Origin of the sequence: Mariniblastus fucicola (assembly GCF_008087665.1) — a bacterium.
Classification (GTDB): Bacteria; Planctomycetota; Planctomycetia; order Pirellulales; family Pirellulaceae; genus Mariniblastus; species Mariniblastus fucicola.
This window is the reverse complement of record NZ_CP042912.1, coordinates 5685879-5703475: the sequence shown is the minus strand read 5'-3', so window position 1 is coordinate 5703475 and position 17597 is coordinate 5685879. Positions and strand designations below refer to the sequence as shown.

The window sequence follows — 17597 nt, the reverse complement described above, 5'->3', positions numbered from 1 at the left end:
ACTACGTTGAAAGTGGCTGAATCTCAGTGCCGTCTTCGCTCACTGGAGCGTCATCGCCCGAATCAGCGTCTTCGTCGATCGTCCGGTCTCCATCTTCCTTGGCGTTGCTGGGGAAGAATGATTCAATGAGAGCATTGGCGTCTTTGTAGTGATCTTCGCCGTAGTGAAGTTCTCCACCCTCATGGCCTACATAGCCGATGCCGCAAGCCAACAGAATCGCAGCCAGCTTCCACATGATTCCATCGTCCGGATCCTTGTTACGTGAACTCGCAGCGAACAGAGCCAGGATTACTGCAAACACAGAAGCTCCCAACCCGGTAATTCGGTGCCAGAACATGGCGTTGTCCTGGTCGAGAACGTCGGCGACTTCTTTGACGGTTCCGTATCCTTCCATTTCAGAAAAGAACCAACCGGAAGCACAGGCAAAGACAGACCCGATCGCGCCGAGCCACAAACAGTAATAGGCGCAATCGCTCATCACGAAGTTGCCACGCAGGCTCAGAAACGCAAACAGTCCCGAAGCCAACAACAAACCGATTGGCAAGTGAACCAGTGCCGGATGCAGCGAACCGGCAGCTCGGTACGGCAGCTGGGAATCTTCGGCGGGAGGAAGCGGAACTTGCTCCCACTCGGATTCAAGTTCATCAGGCCAGATGGCTCCCTCGTTAATCCACGCTTTCACCAACTCGATTTGCACTTCCGACAGAGGCTTGGCCGTGTTCGGTGGCGGCATCCGATGGGACTCATCTTCAGCGATCAATACGGTATATAGATCACTGCTTTCCGCGTCTTCTTCGATCACATACGACAGCGTGCCGTCTTTGTCGGCGATACTGAAATCAGCCGGATCATCGCCGCCATGGCAGGCAATACAGTGATTCTCAAAGATCGGTTTGATGTCCGACTCAAAATCGATTTGCCCAAACGCCGTGCCTGGCAGAACAAAGCAGAAGATTGTGAACAGAACGCTAGATCGAAAACGATGACTCATGGCCGAATACATCAAAACAAGTGACTATAAACGAAGGCGTCATTCTAAATGAGGTCGCAAGCAAATGCACGGCGTTGCACTATTTTTCCCCGACAATTCGCTGCTCAAAAACGGGCATTATCAGGATCTTGCCATCACCCATTCTGCCTGTTCGGGATACCTTCACCATTGCATCAACGATTGATTCGGCATCCTGATCGCTGCACCAAATTGACAGTTCGACTTTCGGAATGAACGCCCCCGAATACTCATTTTCGAGATATAGGTCGAGGTAATTTTTTTGACGGCCGAAGCCTTTTACTTCGCGAATAGCAATTTCCTCAATCGGGAAACCGGCCAGTTCAGCAATGACTTTCTCAACGAGATAGGGCTTGATGACGGCCAGAATTTGCTTCATCGAACCATCGCCCACGTCCAATGCCGGTCAGAAGTCGCCGTAACGGTGTCGGGCGAGGCACCGAACTCAGCGACCAATTCTTTCATTTCGTTCAGTGACAATGAAGCGTGTAAAGATTCACCAAACAGCCGCCGGGAATAATCGCTCTCTTCGCCCGCCCAGGTTTCGACCAACGAGTCAACGGATTGTGCCGAATCGGGACGCATCAGGTCGCGGACGAAGATCACGCCGCCGCTTCGCGTCGTGCGAATCATCTCCGAAGCCGTCATCGAAGGTTCGGGAATGTGATGGATAATGCTGTTCGAGATCGTGGCGTCGAACATCCCGTCTTCGTAGCCGGAATCTTTTGCGTCGACCTGAGCCAACTGGATCTGGTTGCGAAAGCTGGCGATATCCACGTTTTGAATCGCGAGATCCAGCATGCTGGTCGCAAGGTCGATCGCCATGATGCGAATCTCCGGATTGCGTTTACAGAGTTCGATCGGGATCAGCGCGGTTCCAGTGCCAACGTCCAGGAAACTGGCAATGACGTCCGGATAGTCGTCTTCCAGATCGTCAAACGACGGGTCATCAGCAAGCCTCAGGCGCTTGCCGTGAGCAGAGAGAAACTGCAGAAAGTCGTCAACGAAATTAACGTTGACGGCGCCATGGTCCATCCGGTTGTACTCAAGCGCATCCTGCGCAGAGTCCATGACTTCCGGTTCGAGCGTTCGTTTGAGCATGGCAAAAAGAAGTCAGGTTCTGGGCAGAACCTACTTTTTCTTTTCAACGTGAAGCGTACGACGGCGCAGACGCGGGCTGTACTTCTTGAGCTTCAGCTTCTCGCCACCAGACTTGCGGCGGAGCGTGTAGTTGTAGTCGCCTGTTTCTTCACAAACGAGGTGCACGACTTCGAGTTTCTTCTTGCTTTTAGCCATTTTTCTTCCCGCCAGATGCGAGCAATACAGGATCTTTTTCGAGCGGCAGAGTTTAACAGAGCTGAAACTGCCCGTTAAGGCGATAAAACGTGATTCATGCGGAAATCCCAAGGATTCCAGCCAGTTTTGCATGCACGTCGGTGGCGCTGCTGGCCACAAAGCTCTCTGCTCGTCAGCGTATCGGCCCGAAAGCGGGTTTGGCTCCAGCAATTTACGGCTGTCGCTGGCTCAGGGAATCGAAAAGTCCTAGATTTCTTCGATTTTAATGGGGCCGGTGGATTGGCCTCCATCGATCAGATCCGGGTCAGTTTGCGGGTCTGAGTCGGATTTGGTGTACTTCGAGATCGGTGACGGGCGACCGTAGTAGTAACCCTGACCAAGCTGGAACCCCATTTCGACCAGAATTTCGTGACATTCCCGGGTCTCAACGCCTTCTGCGAGCGTCTTGATCCCCAAGCTGTTGACCATGTTCGCAAATAGTGCCACCAGCTCCTGTCGGCTTGGAGGTGCCATTTCGATGTTCTTGGTCAGCTTCATGTCGAACTTCAGGTAGTCCGGACGGACTTCTCCAAGCTCGACCAGTCTTGCGCGGCCGACTCCGAAGTCGTCAAACGCCAGGTGAATTTCGTAGTCTTTAAGAAACGCACAAAGCTCTCGCATCATCGTCAGATTGGTCGACGCGGCTTCGTGGATCTCCAGGGTGATTGCCTGGTCAGGAGCAGATTCACGTAGAGTCTTCAGTGATTCGTAGAACTCTGTTCGGTCCAGCTCTTTCGGATGAGTGTTGACGAACAGGTTGCAGTCAGAGCCAAACGCTGTGCCGATTTCAACGCCACGCTGACGGAAAGCTTCACTAAGTTGAGCTTCCATATTCAGCTGTGAAGCAGCGGTAAACATTTCATGAGGCGACTGCAAACCGAACAGTCGGCTTCGGCCGAGGACTTCATAGCCGATTCGTTTCTGGTCGGCGAGCGTCACGATCGGTTGAAAGTGAGGATAAAGACCTCCGTCGCTGATCAACCGTTCGAACTGGATGATCGCCAGCGCCTGATCGCAAACGTCTTCGGCGATTGTGTTGCCAACGGACTCAACGTCGTCGCTGCCAATTCGGAAAACGATCGTTGCGAACTGAATGATGTCGTCTTCGTTAACAACGGTGTCGCCTGTAATTACTTCGCCGTTTACATAAGTCCCATTGGTGCTGCCGAGATCTCTCAGGATCAACGTTCCGTCATCGCGGAACGTGAGTTCTGCATGGTTCTTGGAGATGCAGCCCGTTGGCAGGCAAAGCGAAGAGTCAGACTGACGGCCGACGGTAAAGGGATCGGAGTGAACTGGAAACTTCCGAAGTGGCTCGGACTCGTCGACTTGTCCAGACAGGAACCATCCTGAGAAAACCTCAGGAGTTGGATTGGCCGATTGAAGTTGTTTGCTGGTGGTCATTGAAAATCGTCAACAGGAAGTGACTGCTTGAAATTTACCGGGGTTCAACAAGGTGCAGACTGCGATCAGGCGAATCCGCAGAAGTTTCTACGTTCCTTGTAAGGATGCGTCGTGCGATTTTCTGGGGATTTCAGATTTCGTCTGTTCCATGTTCAGTAGGGCAAGCCTCTGCGCGACTTTGAGGGTCGTGACGATTGGAAAGCGATGGGAGTGATTTCACCTTCCGCCCGAAAGACCGTATTTTTGACCTAAACGTCGCTTTTTGTGATCTACGTTTACTGACTTCAAATTGTCCCTTCGCAGAATCTGCAACGTCCATCATGTCTGACACACTTTCCAACGCCTCGCTGAGCAACAGCCTTTTGGCGACGATTATGGCTGACGAATCGTTTCGTCCTAACGAGCCATCTTCGTTGTCCGATACCGGTTTGCCGATCTCACTGGTCGAGTCACTGATCGTCAAACGACTCTCGAACATCGGAGTCAGCAGCGGTCGGCAGCTGGCCAACGATCTTTGCTTGCCGTTTTCAATTCTTGAAGAACTCTATCAAACGCTTCGTCTGCGAAAGTTCATTGTTCATAAGGGCTCGGCTCCACTCAACGATTACAACTACTCACTGACTGAAGATGGCCGCGACCGGGCAATTGTCTATTCCCAGTCCTGCTCTTACGTGGGACCAGCACCGGTGCCGCTAATGGATTATGTGTTGAGCGCTGAAGCGCAATCGATCCGTGCCGAATCCCCCAAACGCAGCCAGCTTCGCAATGCGTTCCGTGACATTTCGATCAACGAAACGCTGTTCGAAAGCCTTGGACCGGCGATTAACTCAGGCGCCGGGCTTTTCCTGTATGGCGAACCGGGAAACGGAAAGTCAACGCTGGCCCAAAGAATCACTCAGTGTTTCGGCCAGGAAATCTGGATCCCGCACGCGATCTACGAAGACGGGCAAATCATCAAACTGTTCGATGCCGCCTACCATCATCGTGCTCAAGACGATGGTGACAGTTTGATGAGTGCGTACGCTCATGATCGTCGCTGGGTCAAGATCAAGCGACCGACGGTTGTCGTCGGTGGCGAGATGACCATGGACTCACTCGAAATTCGACACGACCCCAACAGCAATGTCAGTGAAGCTTCGTTGCAAATGAAAAGCAACTGTGGATGTTTGTTGATCGATGACTTTGGGCGTCAGCGAATCGAACCGCAGGAGCTGTTGAACCGGTGGATCGTTCCGCTCGAAAGTCGCATCGACTTCCTGCAGCTTTCTACTGGAAAGAAGATTCAGGTTCCGTTTGAACAGCTGATCATTTTTTCGACCAACCTCGAACCGTCACAGCTTGTCGACGAAGCATTTATGCGTCGCATTCCGTACAAGATCGAAATTGCGGACCCGTCGACGAAGGAGTTTCACTTGCTGTTCCGAATCTACTGCGAAAAATTCAAGTGCCAGTATGAAGAGCGAGTCGTCGACTATCTGTTACAGACTCATTACATCCCCAAAAATCGACGACTGAGACGCTGTCACCCTCGTGATCTGCTCAGCCAGATTCGAAACTTTTGTGTCTACAACGATATACCGATGGAGCTTCGACCAGAGTTTTTTGATCGGGTCGCCAAGAGCTATTTCACAGACGTGCTCGAAGGAGCACCGCGAACATTGGCGAAAGCCGTCGGGCCTCAGTAGGACCTGGCTAGAAACCGCGAGGAGTCGAAGGGCTCCACTTTTACAAATCACCATCCCCAGCTTCCAGATGTGGTTAGAAGGCAATCGAAGTGTCAACCAAACCAAAAGAACCCGCCGCAGAAATTCTCGGCTACAAACTTGAACAACGAATCGGATCCGGCGGTTTCGGCGAGGTCTGGTCGGTCGAAGGGCCGGGCGGACTCAAGAAGGCGCTCAAGATCGTCTATGGATTTCATGACGAGAAACGGGCTCAGGCGGAACTGAAAGCCCTCGATCGTGTCAAGTCACTGCGCCATCCGTTTTTGCTGTCTCTGGAGCGTATCGAAGTTTTCGAAGGTCAGTTGATCGTTGTCACCGAGCTTGCCGATGCCAGCCTGGCCGATCATTTCAACTCGTATGTTTCCAGGGGCGAGCCGGGCATTCCTCGCGATGAGATGCTGCGGTTCATGGCCAACGCGGCTGAAGCTCTCGATTTTCTGTCCAACGAAAAATCACTGCAACATCTCGACGTCAAACCGGAAAACCTGTTGCTCGTCGGAAGCCATGTCAAAGTCGCTGACTTTGGTTTGATGAAAGATCTCAAGGCTGCGTCGCAATCGTTGATGCAAGGCATGACGCCGGCCTATGCAGCGCCAGAACTCTTCGATGGTGCTCCTGCGCCCAGCAGCGACCAGTATTCGCTGGCGATCATGTACTGTGAAATGATTTCCGGAGTACGTCCGTTTCCAGGCACGACTCCCGCCCAACTTGCGGCCCAGCATGTACATGGCAAACCGAATTTGCGTCCGATTCCTCGCGGTGATCATGCGGCAGTCGCTCGCGCGTTGTCCAAGGATCCCAACGTCCGTTATCCATCCTGCATGGCGTTTGTTGATGACCTGAGGAAGCAACGCCGGACTGTTCGAATCGCCAGAAGGCGCACTGAATCTCGCAACGGCGGCGGTTCTGAGACGCTGATTTACTCCAACGAAGATTCAAGCCGTTTGGATATGACCGAGATGGTCTCAGACGGGGCGCTACCGTTCCAGTCAGACAGCATGGTTGCGATTGAGCCGCCGAACTGTGACGGTTCGAGTTCGAAAATCCATCCCACGCTCGTGATTACGATCGGGCAGACGGCAAATCGCGTTGGCCAAAAATTTAAGGCAAAATTGCTGATGCGGACCGGCGACAACGAAGCCGCTCCCTCGATTCGATCGCTGTTTATCGACTCCGATCGCAAAGATCTGGCTCGTCTGGAGGCAGCGAGTAACGATTCCGTAAGCTCGCTCGAGACGATCGAAACTCCGCTCCGCAAACCGGAAGACTACCGGGCACGTGCGGAAGTTCATCTGGGTTGGCTCAGTCGTCGTTGGATCTACAACGTACCACGAACATTGCAAACCGAAGGGCTCCGTCCGCTCGGTCGACTTGTGTTCGCCGACTACTTTTCCACCATCTGCGATCGGCTGGAGGAGGTGATTGACGAATTTACAAAGGCCGAGAACCTTGCCCGGACAGCGGACAAGCTAAGCATGAATCCGGGCGACGTGGAATCGCCACGCGTCTATATCGTGTCGTCGATCAGCGGCGGTGTGGGAAGCGGGATGATGCTGGATCTGGCCTACACCGTGAAGCTGTTGTTGGCCGAGAAGGGCATCAAGCACGATCACGTTACGGGTGTTTTGTTGCATTCAACGTATCAGCGAACTCGTGATCCAGGCCTGTCGTCAGCCAACGCGTTTGCGTTCCTGACCGAGATGCGACATTTCAACGAGCAGGGTTATCCGGGAGACTCGAACCTCGGAATTCCCGAGTTTGACGAGGAAGGTCCGTTTCAGCATACATACTATACCGAGTTGGGCGACGACCTGAACCAGTCAGATTTTGATGCCAAGCTCGATGAGGTTGCAGAATACATTTCACTGGCTGCAACAACCCGTTGCAGCGAATTCTTTGAAGCCTGTAGAGCCAGTGAACTCGAAATGAATCACTTTGCGTTGCGGACGATGGGCGTCGCCACAACCATGGCCGGTGATGAAAAGCAGCGAGAGGCTCTTGTCGGAAAACTCTGTCAAAAACTGATCCAGCGATGGAGCGGCGTTGGCAACGACGAGGAAGACGATCCGGCGATGCTTGCCGAAGCGATTCTTTCGCAACTGGACGTTGAGGAGTCCGGCATTCGCAAACGTGTGCAGGCCGAAGTCGTTCGGTTTCGCATCGAAGACCAACAGCAGATTTTGCAGGCTGCTCGAGAATCTGCTCACGATTCAGCCGAACTGAACCGGATGCTCGACGGAGTCTATGGCGATTGGTCGGAGGACACCGTTGGGATCTCGGGCGCCAATACAACAGAATTGCGAAAGGCGATGGATCAGTTTCTGACCATCGACCCGGTTGCTGGCGAGTTCATGGTTACCAAGGCCTGCTATAGAATGTTGAATCTCGACAACCTGTGCCTGGGTGCTGTCGAAGCAACAGCTGCCAACCTGGGACATCGCTTTCGTGGGTGGCTGACAAACATTGCACGCGATCTGGATGAAACCAGAAACCGAATCAATTCGCTGGTTGAAGTCATCGCCCATTGCCAGTCGCCGGACGCGGAAATGGATCAAAGCGAGGATTTTCTGGAACGGCACCTCGTGCAGCTTTGTGCCGAACGCGAAACCGAGTTTGTAAAACGGATCTCCCGAGAATTTGTACAGATTATTCTCAACGACCTACAGCCCATCGATACCGTTGTGGCGCAGGTCAAAATGAATCTGCAGATGGTCGCCAGTGAGTACTTCGATACTAGCGACGCATTCGATCTGGAACACGGCACGAATACTTTCGACCCCCAGCGGCTGTTGTTGGATCAGGTCGAAGCAAAACTCGACGTGATGGCTGAGAAGGTCGAGCGAAGTATTTTCCATTCGCTGATTAGCCCGGAAGGTGGATTTCAGCACGTCCTGACTGACTATTCCATTCTGCGATACAACCTTCCGAATCAGATGCGTGCCGCGGCTCAGCAGGTGATCTGCAGCGTCAACGAACGGCTTTCGGTTGAAGAAATGATTCGCGAGCACGATATCGCACCGGAGCAGTTATTCCAGTGGATGACCGGTTTGATCAACGAGGCCAAACCGCTGGTCAACGACTGTGGCGGGCAAATGAGACTGCTACTGGGGATGCCGACACAATCCGGCGAGACTCGTCTGCCGCAATTGATTGAAGTCAATTGTCGACTGAAGAATACAGTCGTCAACGGAACCGACGGTAAGGTTGCAATCTGTTTCGAAGCCGACGATGTCTCGTTGGCCGCGGTCGCGTTTCGCCTGTTGGTAAAACGGCCCGACGCGGTGGAACTGGTGAAACGGATTCACACTCGCGACGATATTGACTGGACCAGTCTGGATGATTTGCTGTAAGTCGCAGATCGCTCGGCAGCTAATTCGCGTTGCTGCGAAAAGCTCGAGCTCAATCGCCCAAAACGTAGCCAAAAATTAGCGGCGCGACGATCGAGGCATCCGAATTAATCATGAAACGCGGGCATTCTTTTGAAAGTTTGCACCAGGTAATCTTCTCGTTGGGTACAGCTCCAGAGTATCCACCGTACGACGTTGTCGAATCCGAGATTTGGGCGAACCACGACCACAGTCGGATATCTTTCTGTAAATCCTGAATGATCAGCGGCACGGCGCAAATTGCAAAATCGCCTGCGATGCCGCCGCCGATTTGAAAGAATCCAATTTTGGATTCGGCATCCGTTTTCAGGTACCAGTTAACAAGCTCTTGCATCTGAGCCGTTCCTGATTTGATCGAATCGTGCGTTGAAAGTTTGTTTTCGATGACTCGAGCCGCAAAGATGTTGCCCAGCGTCGAATCTTCGAACCCGGGCGTGTAAACCGGAATGTCCTTTTCCCACGCGGCCAGCAACCACGAATCTTCACGCGGAATCTGAAAGTGCGGCTCGAGAACGCCCTGACGAAACAGTTCGAAATAGATCTCGGCCGGCAGCATCCGGGTTCCCGACTTTTCGTTTTCAGCGCAGACTGCGATGAAGTTGTGTTCGACGTGCCGCATCACGGTTTCCGGAATGCAAGTGTCGGTGACGCGATTGAATCCTTTCTGCAACAGATCGTATTCGTCGTCGGGCGACAGATCGCGATAGTTCGGCACCATGTGGTATTCGTCCCGGGCGACGAGGTTGAATACGTCTTCTTCCAGATTCGCGCCGGTGCATGAGATCGCGTGGACTTTGTCTTCGCGGATCATTCGCGCCAGCGAGACGCCAAGTTCAGCGGTGCTCATCGCGCCCGCCAGACTAACCAGCACCTTCCCTCCATCTTCCAGGAATTGGCACCACGATTTTGCTGTGTCGAGTGTCTCGCGTGCGTTGAAATGCCTGAAATTTTGCTCCAGAAATTTGGAAACTGGTCCGGTCATGGATTCTCAGCGTTTTGTTGGCTGCCCAGAGATTAGCGCCTTGTGGCGAATTCGAAACGTCCTGATGATGCGTTGATTCCACACGTTGGGTTCTGGCATCATCGCGCCGCAGATTTTGGCAGAAATTGGAACGCAAAACAACGCTTTCGCCACGTTTGGTGAACTTTCGCTTGCCTGGCACCCGGCTTGCTTTTCAGAAGCTGAAACAAACGAAACAGAAGCTGAAACAAACGAAAACTTACGCCAGTCAAACAACATGCACGCAAGCCAACTCGCTCAAATCGGAAGCTGGATCGCAGTCCACGCCCCAACACTCATTTTTGGAAACAGTGAACCTCAGGAACTCGTTTCGGTGGATTACTGGACTGCATCAAAGTGCAGATTGCAGCGATGGAACGCGGCTCTGCAGGTGTTCGAGGAAGACTTGCGGGATGTGGAAAACTCACACAATCCCTGGCCAGCGATCACAACCGTCGTCGAGGAGATTTTTGTTTCCGAGTTTCTGACGCGAGTCTGGTCCGCCGCTGTTTTGGCTCACGATACCTATCAGGAATCCGACGAACTGTTTGGTCTGGCTCATTCGGTTCACATCAGCCACATCGAAGCTCGCAATCGTGCCATGCGTTTGCTGCTGGGAACTCAGGCGATGAACGAACCGGAGTTCGATCGGCTGAATCTGCTGCGTCGCAAAGTTGAACGTTGGACGGATCTGTTTTTGGTACGGGTCACCGATGTTGAAATCGCAAAAATGTTTGCTTTCGACGAAAGCCGCGTTTCCGATTTTCATGAAGAAGACGAAGAGACTTCGCCGGTTTTGCAGGCACGCCGGAACCAGGTTCTGATCGCATCGTTCGCGGCTGAGTTGCAGCAGTTCCAGTCGCAATGGGCTGCGAATCCGGAGCTCAATCGGAAGATCTCCAGCTCGTTGTTGGCCTGTTTTCCATCGGACCGATTCGACTCGCTAGGGCTGCCAAAGTCGTTCGGCATGGTGCTGTTGGAAAAAACGCAGCACGACACGCAACTGCTCGTCGACAAGCTCTTGGAACTCGATGATCAGTCCATTGAAATCGAAAGCAATGACGAACTATTCGAAGCACCGCACTTTCAACGTAGAGCTTTTCGCAGTTAGCGGAGGGCAATTAGCGTGGTGGAGTTAGCGACGTATCACCGGATCCCAGCCTGAGCTTGAATCCGCTCCCACATTGACCAGCATGGTCGCCTCTAGCGTGAGCTATCCGATGAAAAGCGACTGGATCGTGAGCTGTTGCCTGAACTGGCTAGCGCGTCGCCAACATTAATCCGTACAGATGGGGTTCACACGGCAGCCAGGCAAACTGGACTTGCCGGAAACCGCTGGCTTTGAGCGAGTATTCGATTCGCAGTGCGTCACAAACTTTCCCGCCGGCTCGTAGCCCGGATTCCAGATCGAAAATGGCCACATCTTCCTGGCCGGCTTCCTGACCCGCAAAAACATCGATGATTGCCATTTCTCCTTCTGGCTTTAGCAGCGAATGCAGCTTCATATACATCGCTTCCTGAGCAATCACGTCCATCCGGTGAACTCGATTGGCAACGACGATCAAGTCAAACGGTTCACCGGCTTCGAACAGCTGTAGTTCCGTCGCCGGATCGCACTCCGCCCATTTGATTTCCGCCTCAATACCAACGCTGTCCAACGTCTCCTTGGCTCGTTTGAGCTGACTGGCGGTGTCCAGAAAAGTGATCCGGGAAGTCGGGTCGCGATGAGCCATTGCGACGCCAAACACGCCTGAACCGCAACCAAGATCGAGAATTCGAATCCCCTTCCGGGTGCTTCCGATGTCCAGGCACTTCATCGCATTGATCGCCGCCGGAGTCATCGTCCACTCGCGTGCATCAAGCTCAACGTCCCAGGTCGAATCGTCGATTCCCTCACCCGTTTTGAGATGATCCACCAGCCGTTCCCACGAAGGAGCTCCGAAATTCCGCAACGACGCCGGAATCAAACCTCCCAGTGTCGTCAACGCAAAATCCTCTCCGTACTGCTCCACCATTTCGGTCTGCAGCAGAACATTCATCAGTCGACGAACGGCCTCTTCGTTGAGCGACAACATCTCTGCGAGTTGAGCAACCGTTTTCTGACCAGAATCAAGTGCTCCAAAAATTCCGACCTCGCCAGCGGCAAGTACGGCATGCCACTGCGCACCGCGTCGCTTGAGTTTGTAAAGTTCCTGAATCGTACGGTCCTGAAAATCGCTCATAGTGGGCTCGGCGTGGAGCTGCAGAATAATGGCTGAAAAGTTTTCGATTCCATTGTCCAAACATTTGCGCGGTAGCCAACCCAAGCCACGTTTTTTGATAAAATCAAACCGGACGTCAGTAATTGGGCTACGATCAAAGTTGAGAACACTCCCGGGAGCAGAATAGTGCAAGTTTTTAAGTCGTTGATACGTTTCGCATCCATTGCGGTTTTGGCAATCGCCGCAACCAATGTCGTCGCTCAGGACCGCGGCATTCCCCAGAAACTGACACTGCCCGATGGTTTTTCGGCCAAGGTCGTCTACGGCGTACCCGTCGAACAGCAGGGCTCCTGGGTTTCGATCACGACTGATCCTCAAGGGCGTTTGATCACGTCCTCGCAGTATGGCGGACTGTATCGGATCACTCCGGCCACCGGGGATGGCGAAGCGAAAGTCGAGAAACTGACGGCAAAGATTGGCCGCGCTCAGGGACTGCTCTGTGCTTTCGACAGCCTCTACGTCGTGTCGCATCGTGGTGACAACATGCCGCCGGGGCTGTTTCGCTGCCAGGATACCAACGGCGACGACCAGTACGACGAAGTCACAATGCTTCGAGAGTTCGATGGCGGCAGCGAGCACGGGCCGCATGCTGTGATTCTCAGCCCGGACAAGCAGTCGTTGTACATCTGTGCCGGAAACATGACCAAAATTCCGAAACCTGAGACATCCCGTCCGCCACGCCATTGGGGAGAAGACCAGTTGATCGAGCGACTGCCTGATCCGGGTGGCCACGCGAATGACAAGATGGCTCCGGCCGGTTGGGTTTGCAAAACGGATCCCGAAGGCAAGTCATTCGAACTGGTTTGCGCCGGATTCCGCAATGAATACGACATCGCGTTTGCTCCCAATGGCGAGCTATTCACTTACGATGCCGACATGGAGTGGGATGTTGGATCGCCCTGGTATCGTCCGACGCGAGTCTGTCACGTCGTCAGTGGCGGCGAATTCGGCTGGCGAAACGGCAGCGGAAAATGGCCCAAATACTATCCCGACAGCTTGCCTCCAGTTCACGAAGTTGGAGTCGGCAGCCCAACAGGAATCACGTTCGGGACCGGAGCAAAGTTCCCGGCCAAGTATCAGAATGCTCTGTTCATTTCGGATTGGAGCTACGGGAAAATTTACGCTTTGAAGCTGGAACCCGCTGGCGCTTCGTGGACGGCGACCAAAGAAGTATTCTGCAGTTCCAACGCGCTTCCTGTGACCGACGTGACGATCAATCCGGTCAACGGAAAAATGTACTTTCTGATTGGCGGCCGACGAAGTCAGTCAGCTCTTTATGAAATCTCGTACACCGGCAGCGAATCAACCGCTGCGGTAGATGCGAAAGTCGAACCGGGAGAGCTTGTCAAACTTCGTCGTGAACTTGAAGAGTCTCATGTCGAAGGCTCGTCTGTATCGGTCGACATGCTGTGGGAGAATCTTGGTCACTCCGATCGGCACATTCGTTTTGCGTCTCGAATCGGCCTTGAGCATCAGGCTCCAGAGAAATGGATTTCAAAAATCGGCGACGAAACGCGGCCCAACGCTTTGCTCGAAGGAGCACTTGCCGTTGCACGATGCGGACGGGACAACGGGTTTCGCGAAATCGCTGTCAAAGCCCTCGATCGCCTCGCGTGGAACGACTTGAGCAAGTCGCAACGCTTGGCGCTGCTTCGAGTCTACGGTTTGATGATGATTCGGTCTCAATACCAGCTTCCTTCGGCAGTTGCCGCCGTGAACAGTCTCAGTTCAGAGTTTCCAAGCGGTGATGCTGACCTTGATCGTGAACTTTCAAAAATCCTTATCGCCGCAAACGTCGAATCGGCCGTTCCCCAGACTCTGGACCTGTTGCTCGCGGCAGATACTCAGGAGGAGCAAGTCGCCTACGCGTGGCATCTCGCTGTTGCAAAATCTGGCTGGACGAATGAGGCTCGTGAGAAGTATTTCAACTGGTTTTTGGGTGCGACCGAGTTTCTGGGCGGGCATTCGTTCGGCGGATACGTGAAAAGCGTTCGCGATCTCGCAATCAGAAACATGCCTGAGGCAACGAAGGGCGAATTGGCTGAATTGCTGGCGAAGAAGCCCGTCAGCATTGATCCCTACGCCGATCTCAAGGCACGTGACAAAGTCAACGATTGGACAGTCGATAACTTGATGCCGATCACAGATGACGATTTGAAGTCACGTGATTTGGCCAACGGAAAGAAGATGTTTGGCGTCGGCAGTTGCTACAAATGCCATCGCATGGCAGGGCAGGGCGGCATCGTTGGCCCGGATTTGACGGCAGCCGGAAACCGATTCGCGACTCGTGACCTTATCGAGACGCTTGTCGATCCGAGCAAGTCGATTTCTGATCAGTACGAAGCCACCATTTTTGCGATGGAAGACGGCCGAACCGTCACGGGGCGTGTTGTGAATCTCGCCGGAGGTCAATATCACGTCCAGCCAGATATGATCAATCCTGATCGTATGGTGAAAATCAACGTTGCCGAAATCGAAGCCATGAAACCGTCGGCGACCTCACCGATGCCGCAGGGGCTTCTCGACACGATGACTCGTGATGACATCCTGGACCTGATCGCGTGGATGCGATCGGTCAAATAGTTCGCAGCACCCGTCGATGACGTTTATGGCAGGCGACAAAGATTCCCAATCGATGACGGAGAACCTTGCTTCGCGTTTGTCCGAGATTCGACACGCGTTTGAGAATGGCACGACTCCACCTGAGATCGTGCAGGTTCTCAACGCGCATGTCGAACGAATGGTTGCCTCGGGCGTCGCCGATCAAGCGCTCAAAGTCGGTGACGCGGCGCCGTTGTCGCAGCAGATTGCCGGACGGAATTGCTCGCTTGGAGACTTGATGGGCGAAAGCGGATTGGTTTTGACCTGGTTTCGCGGCAATTGGTGACCGTACTGCATCGTGGAGCTGGAAGCTCTGCAGTCGAATCTTCAAACCATTCTCGACCGCGGTGCGGCTCTGATTGCCTTTTGTCCTCAGCTTCAACATTTCAATCAGTCGATCACGAAAGAACTGGGACTCGGGTTTCCAGTTCTGCAGGACGTCAACAATCAGATCGCGACCAGCTTTGGCCTGACCGTTTCAACGCCTCCGGATGTAATCGAAGCCGAAAGATCGCTCGGGTTGGAGCTACCGGAAACCAACGGAACCGACCATTGGGATCTGCCGATGCCGTCGCGTTTTGTGATCGGTCGCGGCGGAGAGATTCGATTCGCATCCGTCCACGCCGACCATCGACTTCGCAGCGAACCGGAGGAATGCCTCGACTTCATCGGCGACTAAGGCCGCGGCCAGGCAATGACGCGGTTTGCGGAACCGCGGGAAAAAGAAGGGTGGCTGATGGGACTTGAACCCACAACCCCTGGAATCACAATCCAGTACTCTAACCAATTGAGCTACAGCCACCGTGTTTAGCGACGAGGATTTTAGTCCCCCAAGACAGTCCGGTCAACGCACGAAAAGGTTCGCCAGAATCGTTTTGGAAACCTCGTTTCGCAAGCAATCCCGTTTCCGCGGAGGTTGAGGCATCTGCCGAATTCTACCGTCTGATTCCGCTCAGATTTTGCGTGAAAACCTCGTGAAATAGTGCCAGGCCACAAAGTCCTCAAGGTTAAAGCTCTTCCGCCTCCGCTGCTTTGCATGAGGCACATTGCATCTCACGCGAGGCTGAAGCTCCTGCTCGACAGGCCAGCCTCAAACGCGGCACAGAAACGTGGCAAAATTAAACCACTTCAACAACACTTCGGCTCGGGCGAATCCCGCATCGGAAATCAGCTCCAGATTCTGATCGGTCGTCAGCGGAATCAGCACGTTCTCCAGCGCATCGCGTTTGCGAGAAATCTCCAGCTCGCTATAGCCCTGGCGACGCTTGTACTCAAAGTACAACTCGACGAGTGCATCATCCATCGTCGCTTGCTCGTGAGCCACCTTTTCGCTGATCAGCATGAACCCGCCAGGCCGAATCGAATCGCGAATCCGACTCAGCAGAGCAGGGCGGTCGCCTTCGGGAACAAACTGCAGCGTGTAATTCATCAGCACGACCGACGCGTTCTCAAACTCAAATGACTGAACCGTGTCGCAAACCGTTTCGATTCGGTGTGGCAGATCAAGCGACTCCAGCTTCTCCTCGCACTGGTCCAACATCGGCTGCGAATTGTCGACTCCGATCAATTCCAGATTTCGCTGCGGCAGCATCGCTGACAGGTGAATCAGCGAAGTCCCTGTCGAGCAACCCAAATCGATCACGCGAATCGGATCGTGGTCTAGCAGCCCGGCCAGCATCGGCACGCTGCGTTGTACGTCGGCGTATAGCGGGACGCTGCGCGAGATCATATCATCAAACACCCTCGCCACGTTTTCGTCGAAAGAGAACGTTCCCGAGTCGGGATCGATTTCGCTGAAGAGTCGATCGATTTGAGCCACTGGTCTGCCGCGGAAAGTTAAATGCTGTTTTGGGAACGCCCCGATTTGCTGGAGCAATTATTACCAAATGTGGACATGGAAGAAGTCCGCAAACGGAGAAAAATCCGGCTTCCTGAACTCGATTTGCCTCGCGGAGTTGATTTGAAGCAGGTTATCGAACCGCTGCCGACTGCCGAGGACTTTCCTGGCCCGCTGGAATTTGACTTTTCCAGCGACCACGTTTCGCTGGGAAAACGCGAAGACCTGACCGACGAACAATACGCTCTGTTGGAAACCGCGATCCGACAGTTTCACCCCTGGCGGAAGGGCCCGTGGAAGTTTTTTGACTTCGAAGTCGACGCAGAATGGCGTTCGAACTTGAAGTGGGATCGCATCGCACCGGTGTTGGGAGACATTTCCAGAAAGCGAATTCTCGACGTCGGCTGCGGCAATGCCTACTACATGTTTCGCGCCGCGGCGATGAATCCGGAGCTGATCATCGGGCTCGATCCGTCGATTCCGTTCTACCTGATGTTCGAAATGGTGCAGCGGTTTTTGCAGATTTCGAACATGCAGTACGAGCGATTGGGCTGCGAAGATTTGCCCGTCTTTGATCGCTGTTTCGATTGGGCGTTGTGCATGGGGATACTTTATCACCAGCGAAACCCGGTGCAGATTTTGCGAGATCTGCGCAACAGCCTGGTCGTCGGTGGCCGCGCGATTGTTGAATCGCAAAGCATTCCAGGCGACGGTTCGATGGCGTTGTTTCCGGAAAACCGCTACGCGAAAGCCCGCAACGTGTACTTCGTTCCGACTCAGGATTGCCTGGTAAACTGGGTTCGCCGGGCCGGATTCAAAGACGTCGAAGTCGTCTCGCACTGTCCGGTGACGACGGAAGAACAACGCATGACCGAGTTCATGACTTATCACTCTCTGGCTGAGTTTCTGGATCCAGAGGACGCCAGCAAAACCGCCGAAGGGTATCCGGCGCCGTGGCGTACGGTCGTTGTCGGGACGCGAAAGTATCTGGATTGAATGTGATGAGTGAGTTCTTAATTTGTCCGCGTGAGGTTGCGGCT

The 17597-nt window shown here is 53.6% G+C and carries 15 protein-coding genes and 1 tRNA gene; 7 read left to right on the top strand and 9 right to left on the bottom strand.

The genetic code is table 11. The annotated features are described in order from the left end of the window. Position 1: 1 nt before the first annotated feature. The 5 genes from MFFC18_RS21375 to MFFC18_RS21355 form a co-directional block, all read right to left on the bottom strand. Positions 2-991 (bottom strand): DUF2231 domain-containing protein, encoded by a 990-nt coding sequence (locus MFFC18_RS21375; protein WP_157665100.1) that lies wholly within the window; start codon positions 989-991, stop codon positions 2-4. 79 nt (positions 992-1070) lie between these two features. After that, positions 1071-1388, bottom strand: a complete 318-nt coding sequence (locus MFFC18_RS21370) for a P-II family nitrogen regulator (RefSeq protein ID WP_075083855.1) — start codon at positions 1386-1388, stop codon at positions 1071-1073. Then, positions 1385-2110, bottom strand: coding sequence for a class I SAM-dependent methyltransferase (locus MFFC18_RS21365; protein ID WP_075083856.1), 726 nt, complete (start codon positions 2108-2110; stop codon positions 1385-1387). The genes MFFC18_RS21370 and MFFC18_RS21365 overlap by 4 nt, the downstream gene beginning before the upstream one ends. Positions 2111-2140: 30 nt before the next feature. Next, the gene (gene rpmG / locus MFFC18_RS21360; protein WP_075084131.1) at positions 2141-2305 is read right to left on the bottom strand and encodes a 50S ribosomal protein L33; all 165 of its coding nucleotides are present in this window, start codon (positions 2303-2305) and stop codon (positions 2141-2143) included. A 246-nt stretch (positions 2306-2551) separates the two neighbouring features. After that, entirely contained in the window at positions 2552-3748 is a 1197-nt protein-coding gene (locus tag MFFC18_RS21355) for an EAL domain-containing protein (RefSeq protein WP_075083857.1), read from the bottom strand. 320 nt (positions 3749-4068) lie between these two features. On the opposite strand from MFFC18_RS21355, the gene MFFC18_RS21350 reads away from it, so the two are divergent. Then, positions 4069-5433, top strand: coding sequence for an ATP-binding protein (locus MFFC18_RS21350; protein WP_075083858.1), 1365 nt, complete (start codon positions 4069-4071; stop codon positions 5431-5433). 89 nt (positions 5434-5522) lie between these two features. Then, positions 5523-8822: a protein kinase domain-containing protein gene (locus MFFC18_RS21345; protein ID WP_075083859.1), complete on the top strand. Its 3300-nt coding sequence runs from the start codon at positions 5523-5525 to the stop codon at positions 8820-8822. Between the two features lie 49 nt (positions 8823-8871). Here the strand turns inward: MFFC18_RS21345 and MFFC18_RS21340 are convergent, their stop codons facing one another. Beyond that, positions 8872-9840, bottom strand: coding sequence for a deoxyhypusine synthase family protein (locus MFFC18_RS21340; RefSeq protein WP_075083860.1), 969 nt, complete (start codon positions 9838-9840; stop codon positions 8872-8874). A 256-nt stretch (positions 9841-10096) separates the two neighbouring features. On the opposite strand from MFFC18_RS21340, the gene MFFC18_RS21335 reads away from it, so the two are divergent. Further along, positions 10097-10969, top strand: coding sequence for a hypothetical protein (locus MFFC18_RS21335; RefSeq protein WP_148619030.1), 873 nt, complete (start codon positions 10097-10099; stop codon positions 10967-10969). 148 nt (positions 10970-11117) lie between these two features. Here the strand turns inward: MFFC18_RS21335 and MFFC18_RS25100 are convergent, their stop codons facing one another. Further along, entirely contained in the window at positions 11118-12080 is a 963-nt protein-coding gene (locus tag MFFC18_RS25100; protein ID WP_075083862.1) for a class I SAM-dependent methyltransferase, read from the bottom strand. 165 nt (positions 12081-12245) lie between these two features. Between MFFC18_RS25100 and MFFC18_RS21325 the strand changes: the two genes are divergently transcribed. Genes MFFC18_RS21325 through MFFC18_RS21315 form a run of 3 tightly spaced genes read left to right on the top strand, consistent with a single transcriptional unit; the run spans position 12246 to position 15399 of the window. Continuing rightward, complete coding sequence (locus MFFC18_RS21325) at positions 12246-14702, top strand: c-type cytochrome (RefSeq protein WP_157665101.1); 2457 nt, start codon at positions 12246-12248, stop codon at positions 14700-14702. Between the two features lie 16 nt (positions 14703-14718). Beyond that, entirely contained in the window at positions 14719-15006 is a 288-nt protein-coding gene (locus MFFC18_RS21320; protein WP_075083864.1) for a hypothetical protein, read from the top strand. Positions 15007-15018: 12 nt separating this feature from the next. Next, entirely contained in the window at positions 15019-15399 is a 381-nt protein-coding gene (locus MFFC18_RS21315) for a redoxin domain-containing protein (RefSeq protein ID WP_075083865.1), read from the top strand. 49 nt (positions 15400-15448) lie between these two features. Here MFFC18_RS21315 and MFFC18_RS21310 read toward each other — a convergent pair. Together MFFC18_RS21310 and cmoA are read right to left on the bottom strand one after the other, a co-directional pair. Further along, positions 15449-15522 (bottom strand) — tRNA-His (locus tag MFFC18_RS21310). A gap of 288 nt (positions 15523-15810) precedes the next feature. Continuing rightward, on the bottom strand, positions 15811-16539 hold the full coding sequence (gene cmoA, locus MFFC18_RS21305; RefSeq protein WP_157665102.1) for a carboxy-S-adenosyl-L-methionine synthase CmoA: 729 nt from the start codon (positions 16537-16539) through the stop codon (positions 15811-15813). 21 nt (positions 16540-16560) lie between these two features. Here cmoA and cmoB point away from each other — a divergent pair, with 21 nt between their 5' ends. Next, positions 16561-17553, top strand: coding sequence for a tRNA 5-methoxyuridine(34)/uridine 5-oxyacetic acid(34) synthase CmoB (gene cmoB / locus MFFC18_RS21300; RefSeq protein ID WP_075083866.1), 993 nt, complete (start codon positions 16561-16563; stop codon positions 17551-17553). The last annotated feature ends 44 nt before the right edge of the window (positions 17554-17597 follow it).